20 protein-coding genes, 1 tRNA gene and 1 pseudogene are annotated in these 18,088 nt (G+C 66.3%); 9 read left to right on the forward strand and 13 right to left on the reverse strand.

Annotated features, from left to right (window positions below):
* Positions 1-78 precede the first annotated feature (78 nt).
* A complete protein-coding gene (locus K32_RS23650) occupies positions 79-1,098 on the reverse strand; it encodes a substrate-binding domain-containing protein (protein WP_201401830.1) in 1,020 nt (339 codons plus the stop codon).
* Between the two features lie 114 nt (positions 1,099-1,212).
* On the opposite strand from K32_RS23650, the pseudogene K32_RS25110 reads away from it, so the two are divergent.
* Both K32_RS25110 and K32_RS25010 read left to right on the forward strand, forming a co-directional pair.
* Positions 1,213-1,422 (forward strand): annotated as a pseudogene (locus K32_RS25110) (ATP-binding cassette domain-containing protein); the annotation flags it as partial.
* Between the two features lie 118 nt (positions 1,423-1,540).
* Positions 1,541-1,915 (forward strand): hypothetical protein, encoded by a 375-nt coding sequence (locus tag K32_RS25010; protein ID WP_244669725.1) that lies wholly within the window; start codon positions 1,541-1,543, stop codon positions 1,913-1,915.
* Between the two features lie 164 nt (positions 1,916-2,079).
* Here K32_RS25010 and K32_RS23660 read toward each other — a convergent pair.
* A tRNA-Ala gene (locus K32_RS23660) sits at positions 2,080-2,155 on the reverse strand.
* A gap of 177 nt (positions 2,156-2,332) precedes the next feature.
* On the opposite strand from K32_RS23660, the gene K32_RS23665 reads away from it, so the two are divergent.
* The gene (locus tag K32_RS23665; protein ID WP_201401832.1) at positions 2,333-2,623 is read left to right on the forward strand and encodes a YggT family protein; all 291 of its coding nucleotides are present in this window, start codon (positions 2,333-2,335) and stop codon (positions 2,621-2,623) included.
* Positions 2,620-2,937 (forward strand): DUF167 family protein, encoded by a 318-nt coding sequence (locus K32_RS23670; protein ID WP_201401833.1) that lies wholly within the window; start codon positions 2,620-2,622, stop codon positions 2,935-2,937. The genes K32_RS23665 and K32_RS23670 overlap by 4 nt, the downstream gene beginning before the upstream one ends.
* A gap of 356 nt (positions 2,938-3,293) precedes the next feature.
* Here the strand turns inward: K32_RS23670 and K32_RS23675 are convergent, their stop codons facing one another.
* The 4 genes from K32_RS23675 to typA all read right to left on the reverse strand — a co-directional run bounded on the left by K32_RS23675 (position 3,294) and on the right by typA (position 6,950).
* Entirely contained in the window at positions 3,294-3,779 is a 486-nt protein-coding gene (locus K32_RS23675; protein WP_201401834.1) for a DUF3828 domain-containing protein, read from the reverse strand.
* Between the two features lie 4 nt (positions 3,780-3,783).
* Positions 3,784-4,314 carry an inorganic diphosphatase gene (ppa, locus tag K32_RS23680; RefSeq protein WP_201401835.1) on the reverse strand — a complete coding sequence of 177 codons (531 nt, stop codon included), beginning with the start codon at positions 4,312-4,314 and terminating at the stop codon, positions 3,784-3,786.
* A 130-nt stretch (positions 4,315-4,444) separates the two neighbouring features.
* A complete protein-coding gene (locus K32_RS23685; RefSeq protein WP_371812807.1) occupies positions 4,445-4,831 on the reverse strand; it encodes an N-acetyltransferase family protein in 387 nt (128 codons plus the stop codon).
* A gap of 298 nt (positions 4,832-5,129) precedes the next feature.
* Positions 5,130-6,950: a translational GTPase TypA gene (gene typA, locus K32_RS23690; protein WP_201401836.1), complete on the reverse strand. Its 1,821-nt coding sequence runs from the start codon at positions 6,948-6,950 to the stop codon at positions 5,130-5,132.
* 230 nt (positions 6,951-7,180) lie between these two features.
* On the opposite strand from typA, the gene K32_RS23695 reads away from it, so the two are divergent.
* Complete coding sequence (locus K32_RS23695) at positions 7,181-7,633, forward strand: MarR family winged helix-turn-helix transcriptional regulator (protein ID WP_244669727.1); 453 nt, start codon at positions 7,181-7,183, stop codon at positions 7,631-7,633.
* Between the two features lie 104 nt (positions 7,634-7,737).
* On the opposite strand, the gene K32_RS23700 is transcribed toward K32_RS23695, so the two are convergent.
* The 3 genes from K32_RS23700 to K32_RS23710 are packed head-to-tail and all read right to left on the reverse strand — an operon-like array spanning position 7,738 to position 10,877.
* On the reverse strand, positions 7,738-8,664 hold the full coding sequence (locus K32_RS23700; RefSeq protein ID WP_201401837.1) for a phosphate/phosphite/phosphonate ABC transporter substrate-binding protein: 927 nt from the start codon (positions 8,662-8,664) through the stop codon (positions 7,738-7,740).
* The gene (locus K32_RS23705; protein ID WP_201401838.1) at positions 8,664-9,641 is read right to left on the reverse strand and encodes an adenosine deaminase; all 978 of its coding nucleotides are present in this window, start codon (positions 9,639-9,641) and stop codon (positions 8,664-8,666) included. Before K32_RS23705 ends, K32_RS23700 begins: the two co-directional genes overlap by 1 nt.
* A complete protein-coding gene (locus tag K32_RS23710; protein WP_201401839.1) occupies positions 9,642-10,877 on the reverse strand; it encodes a phosphopentomutase in 1,236 nt (411 codons plus the stop codon). It lies immediately after the preceding gene.
* Positions 10,878-11,054: 177 nt separating this feature from the next.
* On the opposite strand from K32_RS23710, the gene upp reads away from it, so the two are divergent.
* Positions 11,055-11,684, forward strand: coding sequence for a uracil phosphoribosyltransferase (upp, locus tag K32_RS23715; protein WP_201404648.1), 630 nt, complete (start codon positions 11,055-11,057; stop codon positions 11,682-11,684).
* Here the strand turns inward: upp and K32_RS23720 are convergent.
* Entirely contained in the window at positions 11,646-12,551 is a 906-nt protein-coding gene (locus K32_RS23720) for a transglutaminase family protein (protein WP_201401840.1), read from the reverse strand. The two genes, upp and K32_RS23720, sit on opposite strands and share 39 nt — an antisense overlap.
* Positions 12,552-12,676: 125 nt before the next feature.
* Between K32_RS23720 and moeB the strand changes: the two genes are divergently transcribed.
* Positions 12,677-13,423, forward strand: a complete 747-nt coding sequence (moeB, locus tag K32_RS23725) for a molybdopterin-synthase adenylyltransferase MoeB (protein ID WP_201401841.1) — start codon at positions 12,677-12,679, stop codon at positions 13,421-13,423.
* 4 nt (positions 13,424-13,427) lie between these two features.
* Here moeB and K32_RS23730 read toward each other — a convergent pair whose 3' ends face one another.
* On the reverse strand, positions 13,428-13,625 hold the full coding sequence (locus K32_RS23730) for a hypothetical protein (RefSeq protein WP_201401842.1): 198 nt from the start codon (positions 13,623-13,625) through the stop codon (positions 13,428-13,430).
* Between the two features lie 225 nt (positions 13,626-13,850).
* Between K32_RS23730 and K32_RS23735 the strand changes: the two genes are divergently transcribed.
* On the forward strand, positions 13,851-14,909 hold the full coding sequence (locus tag K32_RS23735; protein WP_201401843.1) for a LacI family DNA-binding transcriptional regulator: 1,059 nt from the start codon (positions 13,851-13,853) through the stop codon (positions 14,907-14,909).
* A gap of 339 nt (positions 14,910-15,248) precedes the next feature.
* On the opposite strand, the gene K32_RS23740 is transcribed toward K32_RS23735, so the two are convergent.
* The gene (locus K32_RS23740) at positions 15,249-16,244 is read right to left on the reverse strand and encodes a D-glycerate dehydrogenase (protein ID WP_201401844.1); all 996 of its coding nucleotides are present in this window, start codon (positions 16,242-16,244) and stop codon (positions 15,249-15,251) included.
* Between the two features lie 187 nt (positions 16,245-16,431).
* Between K32_RS23740 and K32_RS23745 the strand changes: the two genes are divergently transcribed.
* Positions 16,432-17,022 (forward strand): SH3 domain-containing protein, encoded by a 591-nt coding sequence (locus K32_RS23745; protein WP_201401845.1) that lies wholly within the window; start codon positions 16,432-16,434, stop codon positions 17,020-17,022.
* Positions 17,023-17,520: 498 nt separating this feature from the next.
* Here K32_RS23745 and irrA read toward each other — a convergent pair whose 3' ends face one another.
* Positions 17,521-17,973 (reverse strand): iron response transcriptional regulator IrrA, encoded by a 453-nt coding sequence (gene irrA / locus K32_RS23750; RefSeq protein ID WP_305798445.1) that lies wholly within the window; start codon positions 17,971-17,973, stop codon positions 17,521-17,523.
* Positions 17,974-18,088 lie beyond the last annotated feature (115 nt).

Consider the following 18,088-nt stretch of genomic DNA (forward strand, 5'->3'; position numbering starts at 1 on the left):
TAGGTCTGGCGGCTACCGCGCCGCCCGAGCCAGAGGGTCCGGAGAGGAATCCAGACCCTCTGGGCGAGACGGGGACGCTTACTTGAAGAAGCGGGTCTTGGCGTCGTCGGCCGACAGCGCCTGCGTCACCGACCAGTGGCCGGGCTTGCCTTCGGCAGCCTTCAGAGCGTCAGCAAGGTTGGCGTTGTCGATGAACGGGATCTCGAGGAACACGGCATTGCCATAGACGCCACCGAAAATGCCGTCCTTGAACTTGTTGCCCTGCAGCTCGAGCACGGCGACGTTGAGGGCCGAAGCCATCACGCCGGGCGGGTTCACCGAAGCGGCCGAGTTGTACTTGCCGGCAGACCAGATATCGAGGAAGTCCTTGCGGACTTCGCCGGTAGCCGCGATGTTGGCAGTCTTGCCTGCGGCTTCAATGGCACGCCATGCACCGGCGGCCATGCCGTCCTGCACGTAGACGCCGTTGATGTCGGGGTAGGTGGCGAGCAGGTTCTGCATGGTCTGCTGACCCTGCGCCTGATCCCAGTTCGCGTTGGCCGCGTTGACGATCTTGATATCCGGATACTTGGCCAGGACTTCGTTGCAACCCGCAGCGCGCATTTCGTTGGCCGGGTGACCCGCAACGCCGTTGATGGTCACGACGTTGCCCTTGCCTTCGAGGGTCTCGGCGAGCCACTGGCAACCTTTGCGGCCGTATTCGGTCTGGTCGATTCCGACATAGGTGGCGTCCGGCGAAGAGACTTCGGCGTCGGTCGCGATGACCAGAATGCCCGCTTCCTTGGCCTGCGAGAAGATCGGGTCAAAAGCGGTCGGGCTGTTCGGGTTGATGATGATGGCGTTGACGCCCTGATTGATCATGTTGCGCACGGCGCCGATCTGGCCCTGGACATCAACGTCGGAGCTCTGGATGACCAGCTCGACGTCCACGCCCTTTTCTTTCCAGGCAGCGGCAGCGGCTTGCGCCTCTGCGATCATCTGGGTGCGCCACTCGGATCCGACCCAGCCATTGCTGAGGCCAATCTTGAATGTGTCGGCAAAAGCGGTGCTGCTCATCAGTGCGAACGCGGCAGTGGCCAGAACCATGGTCTTGGTCATCTTGTTCTCCTCCGAATGTGCCGGGCCTATTCCGGCTCCGTCGTGCTCGTCGACTGGCACGCTAAGCTCAGGATGTAACCGGTTACAGATCGAGTCAAGCGAAAGCTCCGCGACGTGTCGCTGGACATAGCGGCCGGCCAGAGCATCGCGCAGCTGGGTCGCAGCGGCTCGGGCAAGGGCACGCTCGGCCGGTCGCTCGAAGCCCAGAAGCAGCCGGACGGCGGCACCGTCTCCTTCTCCGGTAGGAATGTAAGAGACCTCTCGGGCGACGCCTTCAGGCACTATCGCCGCTCGGTCAAGGTGGTCTTCCAGGACTCGTTCGACACCGTGAAGCCGCACCATGGGACGGCCGCATCGTCGCCAAACCGCTGCATCACCTGGCCGCACTCGGCGCAGACGAGCGCAACCGCGAATCCGTTCGCTGCTGACCTAGGTTGGCCTCTTGCCCGACGACGCCCGCAAGCTCTTCATCCAGATGGGCGGCGGTCAGTTGCAGCGTGTCTGCATCGCCACCGCCATCGCGCCGAACCCGCAGCTGTTGGTGCTGTACGAGGCGGTCTCCGATCTCGACCACATGCTGCAGATGCAGATGATCGCGCTTCTGAAGGCGTCGGAGTCGACGCTGAAGATGGCGGTCCTGTTCATCACGCGCCACCTGCGGCTAGTGCGTCTGTTCTGCAGCTGGCGGAAGGCCGGATCCAGGAGGACGAGCTGGTTCTCCGTGCTTGGGGCGGCGCTCGGACGAGGTACGTCTCCTGTAGGCGCAATCCTGACAGCATTGCCGACACTCTGCGCGTCCGGCACCTTAGAGAAGTAGAATCCTTTTAGCGAGAACTGGGAGCGAAAGGCGACCAATTGAATGTTGGGCAGCCAGGTTCATCGCATGCATGGTTGCCCAAGGACGTCCTGCATAGTCCCGCCTCTCTGCTCACAGAAGACGCCTGCTCGATTCCACCGATAAACATAAGTGATTGATTTTATTGGTGGAGCCGAGGGGAATCGAACCCCTGACCTCTGCAGTGCGATTGCAGCGCTCTCCCATCTGAGCTACGGCCCCGTCGCGTCGCGACGGCGGCCATTTAGGGGGTGGTGCGGATGGCTGTCAAGCGGTTGTGACGGCCGGGCGGACCGGAGGCCCCGGCGATGATTGCCAACGGGCGCGGGTTGCGGCGCGGGCAACGCGCCGCTACATGAGAAGCTTCAGAAGTCTCCAAGACCGCCTCCGGAAACCCCCATGCGCGCCATCCTCGACGTCGTTATGATCGCCCTCGATCTCTATTGGTGGGTCGTCATCGCCAGCGCCATCTTCAGCTGGCTGTTTGCCTTCGGCGTGGTCAACCCGCGCAACCAGGTGGTCAATGCGATCGGCCGGTTCCTGTACCAGGCGACCGAGCCGGCGCTGCGCCGGATCCGCGCCTTCATGCCCAATCTCGGCGCGATCGACATCTCGCCCGTCATCCTGCTGCTCGGCATCATCCTGATCCAGCAGGTCATCATCCGCTACGTCTACCCCAACGTCTTTTGAGTGAGGCGGGCTTCTTTCGCGTCGGCGACGGCCATGTCGTGGTCCAGCTGCGGCTGACGCCGAAGGGAGGCCGCGACGGGCTGGACGGCGTCGGCCAGCTCGCCGACGGAAGGCAGATCCTGCAGGCGCGCGTGCGCGCCGCGCCCGACAAGGGAGCGGCCAATGCCGCCGTCGAGGCGGTGCTGGCAAAGGCGCTCGGCGTGCCGCGTTCGGCGGTGGCGCTCATTTCCGGCCATACCGCGCGGCTGAAGAGTGTTCGCGTCGATGGCGATGTCGGGGCGATCATGGCGCGGCTCGAAGCGCTCGCCGGGTAGCCGCCGGACATGCATCTGCCGGAGCCGGAGTGACTCCTTGCCTCCCCCTGAGGAGACCCTCGCAGAACACCGAAGGTCGCCACGCAGCCCACGGCTTATGGACAGGGCATCGTCACCCCGGCGGAGGCCGGGGCCCATAAACACTGGCCAAGAAATCTTTAGCTCAGTCTTATCGCCGCAGGCCTGAGTGTCTGGATCCCGGCCTTCGCCGGGATGACGGCTAAGGGCTGCAAAATCCGATCCGCGCGATGAAGGTGGTGTTGCGCGAAGGCCTTCTGAGGGGAGCCGAAGCGCCGGGATCGATCTCGCGCACCGGCCTCTTCGGTCGAAGGAAGGACCGGGCGCGGGAAGAAGGCTCAGTGCGTGTAGAGGCCGCGCAGCGAGCGTTCGGGCCAGAGGATGTCGCGGATGCGCCAGCCTTCGTCGAGGCGGACGAGCCGCATCTCGATCAGCTTCGGCTCGCCGAAATTCTTGAAGGTGATGGTGCCGTCGGCGCGGTCGGGCGTCGTCGCCTCGACGCTGACGAGCAGCTCGGTGATGTCCCAGTCCTGCGCGTCGATGAATGGGTCGCCGTCGAGCTTCGAGACGTCGCCGAGCGCCGCCGCCTCGTCGCTGTCGGCGACGATCAGCTCGGCGAGGCGCGGCTCGAACAGCGCCCGCACCGTCCCGGCATCGTCGAGCGGCACGCCCTCGCCGCCGTTCTCGTAGCGTTGATAGATCGCCGCGACGAAGGCTTCCGGATCGTCGGCGGCAACCGACGACCCGGCTTGTGTCGAAGCGAAGCCCACGCCGAGCGTCGCAACCAGCAAGAGGTGCGCGACGCCGCGCCGCGTGAGCGCCATCGGATCAGGCCTTCTTGGCGCGCTCGATGGCGTCGACGATCAGCTGCTGCGCCTCGTCGATGTCGCCCCAGCCCGTGATCTCGACCCACTTGCCGTTCTCGAGATCCTTGTAGTGGCGGAAGAAGTGCTCGATCTGCTGCAGCGTGATCTCGGGCAGGTCCTTGTAGGACTTCACGTTCTCGTAGCGGCGGGTCAGCTTGGTCGACGGCACGGCCAGGATCTTCTCGTCCTCGCCGCCCTCGTCGCGCATCTTGAGCACGCCGACCGGGCGGCAGCTCATGATCGCGCCGGGAACGATGGCGCGCTGGTTGGCGACGAGCACGTCGATCGGGTCGCCGTCGCCGCAGAGCGTGTGCGGGACGAAGCCGTAATTGCCGGGATAGCGCATCGGCGTATAGAGGAAGCGGTCGACGTAGAGCGCGCCGGCGTCCTTGTCCATTTCGTACTTGATCGGCTCGCCGCCGACCGACACCTCGATGATGACGTTGATGTCGTGCGGGGGATTCTTGCCGATCGGAACAGCATCGATGCGCATGGGGAGTACCTCAGGTGAAAAGGGCGGCTACCCTTTACGGGGCACGAACCCGGCCCGCAAGTGCCAATCCACCGCGGCGCAGCATCGACGATCGGGTTTTGGATAGGGGGTAGCAGAGCCGGCGAAGCTCTCAACCGCGCGCGAAAGCGAAGGCGACCTTGGCCAGCGTCTTGTCGCCGAAGCGCTCGCTGCCGCGCGCTACCTTGCGGCCGCCGGCATTCTTGTAGAAGCGGCAGGCACCCTCGTTTTCGGCCAGCGCCCAGACGACGGCGGAATCGAAGCCGTGCCGGAGCAGTTCGCGCCGCGCCGCCAGGAAAAGCCGCGTGCCGAGGCCGACGCCCTGATATTCGGGGCGGATGTAGATTTCGTAGATCTCGCCGCGCTGGACCAGGTTTCGCGCCCGGTTGGGGCCGAAGGTGGCGTAGCCGACCACCATGCCGCCGACGTCGATGACGACGATGCCGGTGCCGCGCCGTATGGCCCGGCTCCACCACGCCTCGCCGCGTCGCGTAATCATGCGGCCGAGTTCGCGGGCGGGTATCAACCCGTCATAGGCTTGTCGCCAAGCACTGTCGTGAACCGCGGTGATCGCCCCCGCGTCACTTGCTTCTGCTCGACGGACTCCGATCGACAGCGTGCTCATGCCGATCAAGATATGTCCGCTCTGCGCGTCGGGGAAGGGGGTTTTTACGTTTGCATGACTGACGTTGGGTCAGTATGCGCCGGCCGGCGGTCGCCGCTTGGCCAAAGGAGGCCGGCGCGCGGATCGCGCGCCGGCCTCGATCGTGTCTTGTCTCAGCCCGGCTTAGCCCGGCTCAGCCCGCCTTGGCGGAGCGGTCGGCGCGCTTGCGCTCGGTCGGGTCGAGGATCGCCTTGCGCAGGCGGATCGACTTCGGCGTGACCTCGACCAGTTCGTCGTCCGAGATCCAGGACAGCGAACGCTCCAGCGTCATGCGGATCGGCGGGGTGAGGCGGACGGCCTCGTCCTTGCCGGCGGCGCGCACGTTCGAGAGCTTCTTGCCCTTGAGCACGTTCACTTCGAGGTCGTTGTCGCGGGTATGCTCGCCGACGATCATGCCGCCATAGACCTTCCAGCCGGGCTCGATCATCATCGGGCCGCGGTCCTCGAGGTTCCACAGCGCGAAGGCGACGGCCTCGCCCTGGTCGGTCGAGATCAGCACGCCGTTGCGGCGGCCGGGGATCTCGCCCTTGTGCGGGGCATAGGCGTGGAACAGGCGGTTCATGATCGCCGTGCCGCGCGTGTCGGTCAGGAGCTCGCCCTGGTAGCCGATCAGGCCGCGGGTCGGCGCATGGAAGACGAGGCGCTGGCGGTCGCCGCCGGAGGAGCGCAGCTCGATCAGGTCGGCCTTGCGCTCCGACATCTTCTGCACGACGACGCCGGAATGCTCCTCGTCGACGTCGATGATGACTTCCTCGATCGGCTCCAGCGTCTCGCCGGAAAGGTCCTTCTGGAACACGACGCGCGGACGCGACACGGCCAGCTCGTAGCCCTCGCGGCGCATGTTCTCGATCAGGATGGCGAGCAGAAGTTCGCCGCGGCCGGAAACGATGAAGGAGTCCTTCTCGGAGGATTCCTGGATCTTCAGCGCGACATTGCCTTCCGCTTCCTTCATCAGGCGGTCGCGGATCATGCGGCTGGTGACCTTGTCGCCTTCGGTGCCGGCGAGCGGGCTGTCATTGACCATGAAGGTCATCGACACGGTCGGCGGGTCGATCGGCTGCGCCTTGATCGGCTCGGTGACGGCCGGGTCGGCGAAGGTGTCGGCGACGGTGCCTTTGGTCATGCCGGCGATCGCGACGATGTCGCCCGCCACGCCTTCCTCGATCGGCTGACGCTCGATGCCGCGGAAAGCCAGGATCTTGGAGACGCGGAACTGCTCGACGGTCGAGCCGTCCTGCGACAGCACCTTGAGCATCTGGGTCGGCTTGACGGTGCCCGAGGTGATGCGGCCGGTGATCAGGCGTCCGAGATAGGGGTTGGATTCGAGCAGCGTTCCGATCATGCGGAACGGGCCTTCCTCGATATGCGGCTCGGGCACGTGCTTCAGCACCAGCTCGAACAGCGGCGCCATGCCTTCTTCATGCGAGGCGTCGGGCGAATTGGCCATCCAACCGTTCTTGCCGGATCCGTACAGGATCGGGAAGTCGAGCTGCTCGTCGGTGGCGTCGAGGGCGGCGAAGAGGTCGAACACCTCGTTCACGACTTCCTGGATGCGGGCGTCGGCCTTGTCGACCTTGTTGATCGCGACGATCGGCTTCAGGCCGAGCTTCAGCGCCTTGCCGACGACGAACTTGGTCTGCGGCATCGGGCCTTCGGCGGCGTCGACCAGCACGATCACGCCGTCGACCATGTTCAGGATGCGCTCGACCTCGCCGCCGAAATCGGCGTGGCCCGGCGTATCGACGATGTTGATGCGGGCATCATGCCAGGTGATCGAGGTCGCCTTGGCCAGGATGGTGATGCCGCGCTCCTTCTCGATGTCGTTCGAATCCATGACGCGCTCGGCGACGCGCTGGTTGTCACGGAAGGAGCCGGACTGCTGCAGCAGCTTGTCCACGAGTGTTGTCTTGCCATGATCGACGTGCGCGATGATGGCGATATTGCGAAGAGTCATGTGCGAATCCGAAAAGGCGCGGCGGCGTCGGACAGGTGCCTCGAGACGGCCAGCATATTTTGCGGCGCAAAATGATCGAATTGTCGGGAAAACGCAACCTCCCATCGGAGGGGCCGCGCGCCTCGCGAGGCGTTTCAAGGCGCAAAGTAATGATCAAACAATTTCTTGACTTTCACGCCATCATTTATCTATAATCTGACTATCTTATTATCGCTCGGAGGGTCAACTTTTTGTCTGCCGCAACGGAAGACCCCCTCGGATTCATAGTTGTCGATGTCGCGAGACTGTTGCGGCGCCGATTTGAGAAGGCATTGGAAAATGCTGGTCTCGGTTTGACAGTAGCGGAGGCGAGGACACTTGCCTTCGTCAGTCGACATCCAGGTCTTCGTCAGTCTACCTTGGCCGATGAGCTGTGTGTCGAGCCGATGACATTGGTCGGCTTTCTGGATCGACTCGAAGCTGCGGCGCTGGTGGAACGTATTCCCGATCCGGCTGACCGGCGCGCCAAGCTGATCCGCCTGACGCCAAATGCCGCGAGCATCGTGCGCCGCATCCGCACCATCGGCAAGCAGGTGCGCGAGGATGCGGAGCGCGGCGTCGACCCCGCCTCGATCGAGACGATGCGCATCGCCCTTTTGAAGATCCAGGACAATATCCTCGCCAATGAAGGTTCCATGGCCTGAACGGCAGGCCATGACAATTTTCCGGAAAACCCTCGCGCTTGAGGCACCCGGTGCCAGGCAAAGCGCGGGCCGGCCGATCTGCCCTGTGCCGTTGCCATCCGATTTCAGCGCTTCGCCGGCGCCACGTTGAGCAGCGCCGCCAGTTTCTCGTAGAGCGCCGGGTCGGCGGCGACGAAGCCGCCGGGATAGCCACGCTCGATGGCGTCATAGGCCTCGGGCGCCGCCGTCTGCATCTCGGTCAGCGCCCGCAGCAGCGCCACCTTCGCCTCGTCAGGAATATCCTTGCGTACGGCATGCGGCCCGAACGGGATCAGTTCGGATTGCCAGACCACGCGCAGCGTCGACGGGGACAGCGTGCCGTTGCTCGCGAGCCGCGCGAACGGGCCGGAGCCGATCGCCGCCGAAAGCGGGTCCGTCGCCGAGGACCAGGCGGTGGCGATGTCGGCCTCGTCCTTCGCCAAAGCCGTCAGCGCGGCCTCGCTGTCGTCGGTCTCGAGGATGCGGACGAAATAGCTCTCGGGGTCGATGCCCTCGGCCGCCAGCCCGGCGAGCGGCGCCCGCCGTCCGGAAAGCGAATCCGCCGCGCCGACGGCGAGCCGCGTGTTGCGGGCGTCGGCGAGCGTCGCGATCGGGCCGTCGCTCTTCGTCACCAGCAGCGCGCGAAAGCCGCGCGCGTGGTCGACGGTCGTCGGCTGGGCGAGCGGCTCGGCGCAGTCGCAGCGCTGGTTGAGCGCGAGGTAGGCGAGCGACGACAGCACGCCATACTGGATCCGCCCGGTCGACTGCGCCTCGATCAGCGCCTCGTAATTGCGGGCCGGGAACAGCTCGACCGGCACGGCGAGGCTGTATTGCAGGTGCCAGCGGAACTTTTCCAGCCGCGCCGTCTCATAGGTGGGATTGTCGCCGGCGACGAAGCCGACCTTCAGCGTGCCGAGATCGTCGCGCCAGCTCGCCGCGGCGGGGCCGGCCGCCGGCCAGGTGGCCAGCGCGAGGGCGGCGAGGAAGAGGGCGATGCGGCGGCGCATGGACATCAGCCCTCCAGTCTGGCGATGAGGCGGGCGCGCGTCGGCGCGTCGACGAAGGCGGCGTCGATGGCGGTGCGCGTCGCCTCGATGAGCGCTTCGTGCGACAGGCCTTGGTCGCCGGCGAGCCAGCCATATTCGGCGCCGATCGACGAGCGGAAATAGGGCGGATCGTCGGAGCTGACGGTGACGCGCACGCCGGCGTCGCGCAGCCGCGTGAACGGATGGCTGGCAATGTCGGGATAGAGGCCGAGCGCGACGTTGGAGCCGGGGCAGAGCTCCAGCACGATGTTCTCGTCGACGAGGCGGCGGACGAGGTCGGCGTCCTCGATGGCGCGCACGCCATGGCCGATGCGGCTGACGCCGAGATGGTCGAGCGCGTCGCGCACGCTCTCCGGCCCGCCGAACTCGCCGGCATGCACGGTGAGGCCGAGGCCGGCCTCGCCGGCGATGCGGAAGGCGTCGGCGAAATCGCGGGGATGGTGCATGCGCTCGTCGCCGGCGACGCCAAAGCCGGTGACGAGCGGGTGCGGCTCGTTCACCACCGTCTCGGCGGCGGCGAGGATGCGGTCCGGCCCATAGTGGCGCACGCCCGTGGCGATCATCCGGCCGACGATGCCGGTCGCGGCTTCCGCGTCGCGGATGCCCTGCGCCAGTCCCTCGACATAGTCGCGGTAGCTAAGGCCCGAGGCGAGCGCGTGATCGGACGAGATGAACACCTCGCCATAGATCGCGCCCTCGGCGGCGAGGCTGGTGAAATAGGTGAAGGCGAGGTCGCGATAGTCCTCGGGCGTCCGGAAGACGGCGGCGGCGCGGTCATAGGCGTTCAGGAACGAGGTGAAGTCGTGCCAGGCGAAGGCGCCGTCGGCGTCGAACAGGCCGGAGAGGTCGATGCCGTGGCGCGCGCCGATATGGCGGACGAGCTCCGGCGAGGCCGCACCCTCGATGTGGCAGTGGATCTCGGCCTTCGGAATTGCAGCAACCATTTAGAGAAAACTCCGTCCATGGGGTCCGGGCGCCAGCCCGAGATGCGCGGCGAGCGTCTCGCCGATATCGGCGAAACTGGTGCGCGCGCCGATGTCCTTGCCGGCCAGGCCAAGGCCGTTCGCATCCCGCCCGAAGGCGAGGATCGGCACCTGCTCGCGGGTGTGGTCGCTGCCGCGCCAGGTCGGATCGCAGCCGTGGTCGGCCGTGATGACGACGAGATCGCCCGGCGCGAGGGCCGCCTCGATCTCGGGCACGCGCGCGTCGAAAGCCTCCAGCGCCGCGGCATAACCGGCGACGTCGCGGCGGTGGCCGTAGAGCGTGTCGAAATCGACGAGATTGGCGATGACGAGGTCGCCGGGCGCGGCGCGGGAAATCGCCTTGAGCGTTGCGTCGGTCAGCGCCCGGTTGCCGGCCGCCTTGGTCACTTCCGAAATGCCCTGGTGGGCGAAGATGTCGCCGATCTTGCCGATCGCCAGCGTGCGGCCGCCGCTCGCGACGACGCGGTCGAGCAGGGTCGGCTCCGGCGGATTGACGGCATAGTCGCGCCGGTTGCCGGTGCGCTCGAAGGTTTCGGCCGTCTCGCCGAGGAAGGGTCGGGCGATGACGCGGCCGATTTTCAGGGGGTCGACGAGGCGGCGCACGGTCTCGCAGAGCGCATAGAGCCGGTCGAGGCCAAAATGGGTCTCGTGCGCGGCGATCTGCAGCACGGAATCGGCCGAGGTATAACAGATCGGCTTCCCCGTCCGGATGTGCTCCTCGCCGAGTTCGGCGAGGATCGTCGTGCCGGAGGCGTGCTTGTTGCCGAGAATGCCGGGAAGTTCGCCCTCGCGGATCATCGCCTCGGTCAGCGAGGCCGGAAAGCACGGCTCGGTTTCGGGAAAATAGCCCCAGTCGAACGGCACCGGCACGGCGGCGATCTCCCAGTGGCCGGACGGCGTGTCCTTGCCGTTGGAGATCTCCGCCGCGTGGCCGTGGATGGCGTTCCTCGGCCCGGGGGCGGCGAGGCCGGCCGGCCAGCTGCCGCTCGCGCCTTCCGCGGCCGCGCCGAGGCCGAGGCGGGAAAGGTTCGGCAAAGTGAGGGGCCCCTGGCGCAGTCCCGCCCGGTCGCCGCGCCCTTCGGCGCAGGCGGCGGCGATGTGGCCGATGGTGTTCGCGCCCTCGTCGCCATAGGCCGACGCGTCGGGGGCGCCGCCAATGCCGACGGAGTCGAGTACAATCAGAATGGCGCGCGGCATCGGGTTGCAATCTCTGCGAACAGGAACCTTCAGGATAGGCCGGGGCGGTCCCGCGCCACAAGCCGTGCCGTTCGATGGGGACAGCGACAACAGGACCGCCACTTGACGTTGCGGCCCGGTTTCCAGCGGGGAGGCGGCGCGCTACGGTGGCGCGACAAGGATCAAGAGAGGCTGATGATGAACGGCGTGACGGTGATCAACCACCCCCTGGTGCAGCACAAGCTCACCATCATGCGCGACAAGCACACGTCGACCGCCGGCTTCCGCCGGCTGCTGCGCGAGATCTCGACGCTGCTCTGCTACGAGGTGACGCGCGATCTCGAGATGACGACGACGACGATCGAGACGCCGATCACGGAAATGGAAGCGCCGACGCTGGCCGGCAAGAAGCTGGTGTTCGCCTCGGTGCTGCGCGCCGGCAACGGCCTGCTCGAAGGCATGCTTGACCTGGTGCCGGCGGCCCGCGTCGCCCATGTCGGCCTCTATCGCGACCCGAAGACGCTGCAGGCGGTCGAATATTACTTCAAGGCGCCGGATAGCCTCGACGAGCGGCTCACCATCGTCGTGGATCCGATGCTGGCGACCGGCAATTCCGCCATCGCCGCCGTCGATCGGCTGATGGAGCGCGGCGCCAAGGATATCCGTTTCCTCTGCCTGCTGGCGACGCCGGAAGGCATCGCCAATTTCCAGGCCGTGCATCCGACCATCCCGATCTACACCGCCTCGATCGACAAGAAGATCGACGACCACGGCTATATCGTGCCGGGCCTAGGCGATGCCGGCGACCGGATGTACGGCACCAAGTAGGCGGGAAGGCGGGCCGCCGGCCGGCGTCCCGATCTCTTCACTGACTTCTTGGCTGATTTCCTGGCCGATCTCCTCGGTGACGACGGAGAAATTCACCAGCGTGGCGTTGCCGAAGGAATTGGTCAGCGCCACGTCGGTGGCGTCGCGGCCGCGCGCCATGACGATGCGGCCGATGCGCGGCTTGTTGTGCCGCGCGTCGAACGTGTACCAGCGGTCGCCGAGATAGGCCTCGAACCAGGCGGAAAAGTCCATCGGCGCCGGATCGCGCGGCACCCCGATATCGCCGAGATAGCCGGTGCAGTAGCGCGCCGGGATGTTCATCGCCCGGCAGAGCGCGATCGAGAGATGGGCGAAGTCGCGGCAGACGCCGAGCTGCTCGTTATGCGCCTCGAGCGCGGTGCGGGTCGGCCGCGCCAGCGCATAGTTGAACTTCAGGTGATTGTGGACGAAGTCGACGATCGCCTGCACGCGCGACCAGTTTTCCGGCAGATGGCCGAACATCGGCCAGGCGACGAAGCCGAGATGGTCGGTCTCGCAATAGCGGCTGCCGAGCAGGTAGACGAGGCATTCCTCCGGCAGGTCCTGCACCGGCAGGATGCGGGCGTCGGGCACGACCGGATCGGGCTGGCCGCTGTCCTCGACGATCCCCTCCGCCCAAAGCCGCGTATGGCCCGCCGGCAGCACGGTGCGGCTGGCGAGATTGCCGAAGCCGTCGAGATAGGTGTCGATGGCGAGCGCCGGCTCCGAGGCGAGATAGTCGTGCTCGATCACCCGGTCGCCGAGGCTCGGATGAACCCGGAGCATCATCAGCATCGGGGTCGGCTGCGGGCATTCGAAGGCGATGTCGAATCCGATGCGGATCTGCATGGCGGCGCTCACTTTCGCAAAGGGGGCTTTGTTTCCCAATGCCGCGATGCAGCGAAACGTTCCGTAGCGTCCGGGCCGCCCGCATCGATCTCGCCAGCCGAGCCGCGAGGCCCTAGGATCCGCTCATGTTCAGTCCCGATGAAATCGAGCGTTACGCGCGCCATCTCGTCCTGCCGGAAGTGGGCGGGCCCGGCCAGCAGAAGCTGAAGGCGGCGCGCATCCTGGTGCTCGGCGCCGGCGGCCTCGGCGCGCCTGTCATCCAGTATCTCGCCGCCGCCGGCGTCGGCACGATCGGCATCGTCGACGACGATGTCGTCGCCCTCTCCAATCTGCAGCGGCAGGTGATCCACGCGACGGAAACGGTCGGCCAACCCAAGGTCGAGAGCGCCCGCGAAGCCGTAGCGCGGCTCAATCCGCATGTCGCCATCGAGACGCATGCGCTGCGCCTCGACGCCGGAAACGCCGATGCACTGCTATCCGCCTATGACGTGGTCGCCGACGGCACCGACAATTTCGAGACGCGGTATCTCGCCGCCGATCGCTGCGGCGAATTGCGGCGGCCGCTGGTGACGGCCGCCGTCGGCCGGTTCGACGGTTCGCTGACGACGCTGCTGCCCTGGGACGTGAACGGGGAGGGGATACCGAACCCGCGCTTTCGCGATCTCTTCCCCGAGCCGCCGCCGCCCGGCCTGCTGCCAAGCTGCGCCGAGGCGGGCATTCTGGGGGCGCTGACGGGCATTCTCGGCAGCCTGCAGGCGGCGGAAGTCCTGAAGCTCATCCTCGGCATCGGCGAGCCGCTGATCGGCCGGCTGCTGCTGGTCGACGCGCTTTCGATGCGCTTCGAGACGATCCGCTACAAGCGGCGGAAATGAGCCGTCAGCGGGCGAGCAGGAAGCCGGCCAGGATGGCGTAGAAGGGTACGGACGGATGCCGGGAGCCGCGCGAATTCTGTGCGCTCTCCAGCTGCATCAGCCCGTCCTGCGGCGTCGGGCCCGTCTGCGTCTCGGTGCCATGGGCAGGGCGCTCGAAGCGGGATTCATAAAGGCTCTTGAACAGATAGCTGGCGGGAATCATGGCGATTCCTCCCGAGTGAGGATATTGAATCGATTCAATATCGCGAGGGTGTTGGATTGCTTGAACCGGTTCAATCTATGGATCCCATGCCGGAGCGTCAAGCACAATTTGAACCGATACAAGAGAATGTGATACCGTCTCACGCTGGTTCACGAACTAGGCTAGGGTAGCGCGCTGCGCGGGATCGAGATCGAACCCGGAAGGGCGGCAGATGAGCGGGGTGTCATGAATCGCGTGGTCAAGCTGTCCGACGTGGCCAAGGCCGCCGACGTCTCGCAGGGCACCGCCTCCAACGCCTTCAACCGGCCGGAGATCGTCCGCGCCGAAGTGCGCGAGAAGGTCGAGGCGGCGGCCCGCGCCCTCGGCTATGCCGGGCCCGATCCGAAGGGCAGGTTGCTGCGCGCCGGCAAGGTCAACGCCATCGGCGTCGCCACCACCGAGACGCTCGACTATTTCTTCGCCGATCCCTATGCCCGCGCCATGATGGCGTCGATCTCCGCCGCCTGCGACGTCCATGGCGCCGGCATCTCGCTGATCTCCGCCGCCAATGACGAAAAGCTCGCCTGGAACATCCAGAGCGCCATCGTCGACGGGCTGATCCTGCTCTGCATCGAGGGCGGCGAGCGTCTGGTCGAATTGTCGCGCGAGCGGCGGCTGCCCTTCGTCGCCCTGCAGCTCGATGCCTCGGACGCGACGATCTCGACCATCGGCGTCGACGAATTCGACGGCGCCCGCACCGCCGCCCGCCACATCGGCGCGCTCGGCCATCGCGACGCCGCCATCCTTGCCTTCGAGCTGGTCGATGATCGCGTCGGCCCGGTTACGCCGGACCAGATCGAGGCCGCGCTCTATTCGGTGACGCGCAACCGCATCCGCGGCTTTCAGGCCGGGCTCGCCGAATTCGGCGTCGATCCGGCCGATGTGCCGGTGTTCGAGACGGTCAATGACGGGCCGAGCGTCGCCCTCGCGCTCGAAAGCTTCTATGCCGACGGGCGCGGGCCGACGGCGCTGCTCTGCATGTCCGACCGCATCGCGCTGACCGCGCTCAACTGGTTACGCGCGAAGGGGATCTCGGTGCCGGGTGATGTGTCGGTGATCGGCTTCGACGGCGTGCCGGAGGGCGCGGTGTCGGATCCGCCGCTCACCACCGTGGCGCAGCCGATCGCCCAGATGGGCCGCATGGCGGCGGAGATGATTCTGGAAGGCATCGAGGCGCCGCGCCACGAGCGCGTCGAGGTCGACCTCATCGTCCGCCAGTCCACCGCGCCGCCGCGGGGCGGGTAGGGCCTGGGAAGGGCTCAGGTCGATCGCAGGCTCAGGCTGCGGATGGATAGTCCCAGCTTTCGCAGGGATGACGGGGAGCTTCGCCCGCACTGTGAGGGGAAGCCCGAAAATTCCCTCCCCCTTGTGGGGAGGGTTAGGGAGGGGGTACCGGCTCCGTCTTTGCAGGCGGAACACTGGTCGACGGGCACTTCCCGATATCGAGGTGGTACCCCCACCCCATCCCTCCCCACAAGGGGGAGGGGGAAGTGGCTTCCTTACCGCTCCCTCAGGCGGCGGTAAAAAGCAGGCTGGCGGGCACCCAAAAATCCGAATCCGGCTCAGTTCCAAAAATAAGCCGGCTCAGAGCATCGAGGCGAGGACGCGGTCCGGCGGCTTGTGGCCGTCGAAATAGGCGCGGATGTTGATCAGCACCTTCTCGCCCATGGCGATGCGGCCCTCGATCGTCGCCGAGCCCATATGCGGCAACAGCACCGCCTTGCCCTTGGCGGCGAGGCGCAGCAGCTTCGGATTGACCATCGGCTCATGCTCGAACACGTCGAGACCCGCGCCGGCGATGGCGCCGGATTCGAGCAGCTTGGCCAGCGCGTTCTCGTCGATGACGTCGCCGCGCGAGGTGTTGACCACATAGGCCTCCGGGCGCAGCAGCTTCAGGCGGCGCTCGGACAGGAGATGGAAGGTGCCGGGCGTGCGCGGGCAATTGACCGAGATGATGTCCATGCGGGCGAGCATCTGGTCGAGGCTGTCCCAATAGGTCGCCTCCAGCCCCTCTTCGATCTCGGCCGGCAGGCGGTGGCGGTTGTGATAGTGGATCGACAGGCCGAACGCCCTGGCGCGGCGGGCCACCGCCTGGCCGATCCGGCCCATGCCGACGATGCCGAGCCGCTTGCCCGACATCCGCCGGCCGAGCATCCAGGTTGGCGTCCAGCCGGCCCAGTCCTGGTCGGGCGTCAGCACGCGGGCGCCCTCGACCAGCCGGCGCGGCACGGCGAGGATCAGCGCCATCGTCATGTCGGCGGTGTCGTCGGTCAGCACGCCCGGCGTGTTGGTGACGGTGATGCCGCGCGCCAGCGCCTTCTCGACGTCGATATGGTCGAAGCCGTTCGAGAAGCTGGCGATGAGCTTCAGCTGCTCGCCGGCTTCGCCAAGGACGTGGCCGTCGATCCGGTCGGTGACGGTCGGCACCAGCACGTCCGCCGTCTTCACCGCCTCGATCAGCTCGGCCTCGCTCATCGGCCGGTCGTCGATGTTGAGGCGGGTGTCGAACAATTCGCGCATCCGCGTTTCGACGGCGTCCGGCAGGCGGCGCGTGACGATGACGAGCGGCTTCTTCTTCATCGTGGGCGGCCTCCGTTGAGAGCTCCTTAACCATGGAGCGTCACACTGTGCAGAACGGCTGAAGAACCCGTCGCTGCGTCTCTCGATCCTCTACCAGACGGCCGGCAATCGCAAAACTGGCGATCGCACGAGCATCGGTAAAGACCCTCCGGTCGCAGCGACGGCGATGGAAAGGGGTGAAGAAACGATGATTTTGGCGGCGCTCAAGGGAATGTCCCGTCGGCTGGCCCGGGTGCGACCCGTGACCTCGGCCCTCACATTCGCTGTCATCGCGGCCATGATGATCGTGGCGCAGCCGGCCGAGACCGCGTCGGCGCAAGGCGCGGCCGGCGCCGCACCCAAACTCGGGCCCAGCGGCCTGCCGCTGCCGCGCTTCGTGTCGCTGAAGGCCGGCCGCGTCAATGTGCGCGTCGGTCCGGGGCAGGGCTACAAGGTCTCGTGGGTGTTCACCCGCTCCGGCCTGCCGGTCGAGATCGTGCAGGAATTCGACAACTGGCGCCGCATCCGCGATTCCGACGGCACCGAGGGCTGGGTTTTCCACAGCCTGCTCGTCGGCAAGCGCACCGCCGTCGTCGCCCCCTGGCAGGACGGCGACCCGCTGCCGATCCGCGTCTCGCCGAACGACACCGCCGAGATCTCGGCCTATCTGCAGCCAAAGGTCGTGTCGCAGGTCTCCGAATGCGACAAGGGCTGGTGCCGCCTGGTCGACAAGCGCTTTCGCGGCTGGATCAAGCAGACCAATCTCTGGGGCGTCTACCCCGACGAGACGATCGACTGAGGCTTTTTGCCTCGGAGCTGCCGCAGGCGGCCCTCGTCCTTGAACCTCCCCCTCGAGGCGAGGTCGAAAACGCCCTGTGCGTTTTCGGGAGGGGGTATTCTCTCGCAGCCTGCGACAGATACGACGAAGAGACCCCTCCCCAAGACCGCCCGAGGGCGGTTTTGACCCTCCCTCAAGGGGAGGGTTCACGCCGCCGAGCTGCTGCCCAAATCCTCTGAGTCTTCCAGGCCTATCGCCTGGCTCCGCCATCATCCTGAGGTGCTTCGCGCAAGCGAAGCCTCGAAGGAGGATCCAGTGGCACTCCGGTCCGCAGACGAAGTCCGCCCGCAGTCTTCATTCGGGGCGTTCCCTGGACCCTCCTTCGAGGCCCGGCTTCGCCGGGCACCTCAGGATGATGGTCGAGTTTCGGGAATCGGCCTCTTTTCCGCGCCAGCCAGCCCAACAAACGAAAAACGCCGCGCGGGGCGCGGCGTTTTGAAACTCGGATCGTTCGTCGGATCAGCTGCCGATGCGGCGCAGGCGGACGACGATGTCGACGCGGGTGATCTCCATGCCCTCGGGCGGGACCGGAACGTCCTCGACCCGCAGCGTCGACATCGGAATGTCGAGGACCCGGTTCTCCCCTTCGACGAAGAAGTGGTGATGGTCGTCGACATTGGTGTCGAAATAGGTCTTCGAGCCGTCGACCGCGACTTCGCGCAGGAGGCCCGCTTCGGTGAACTGGTGCAGCGTGTTGTAGACGGTGGCGAGCGAGACGGGCACGCGGTGGCTCATCGCCTCTTCGTGCAGGCCTTCAGCCGAGATGTGACGGTTGCCGCGCTCGAACAGGATCTCGGCGAGCGCCAGGCGCTGGCGGGTGGGACGAAGGCCTGCCGTCCGCAGCATGACGCGCACTTCCGACGCCTTCTTGTCGGTCGTACGGGCTGCCTTCTTGACAATGTCCATGCGCATGGGCGGTTCGTCCATATCTTCGCGTTCGAGTCACCGGCGTTCAAGCCGCCGAACCGGCCCCGTCGGTAGCGGCGGGGTCAGTCCAGATAACCTAACTCTAAAATGAAGCTTTAGC

Origin of the sequence: Kaistia sp. 32K, from assembly GCF_016629525.1 — a bacterium.
Lineage (GTDB): Bacteria > Pseudomonadota > Alphaproteobacteria > Rhizobiales > Kaistiaceae > Kaistia.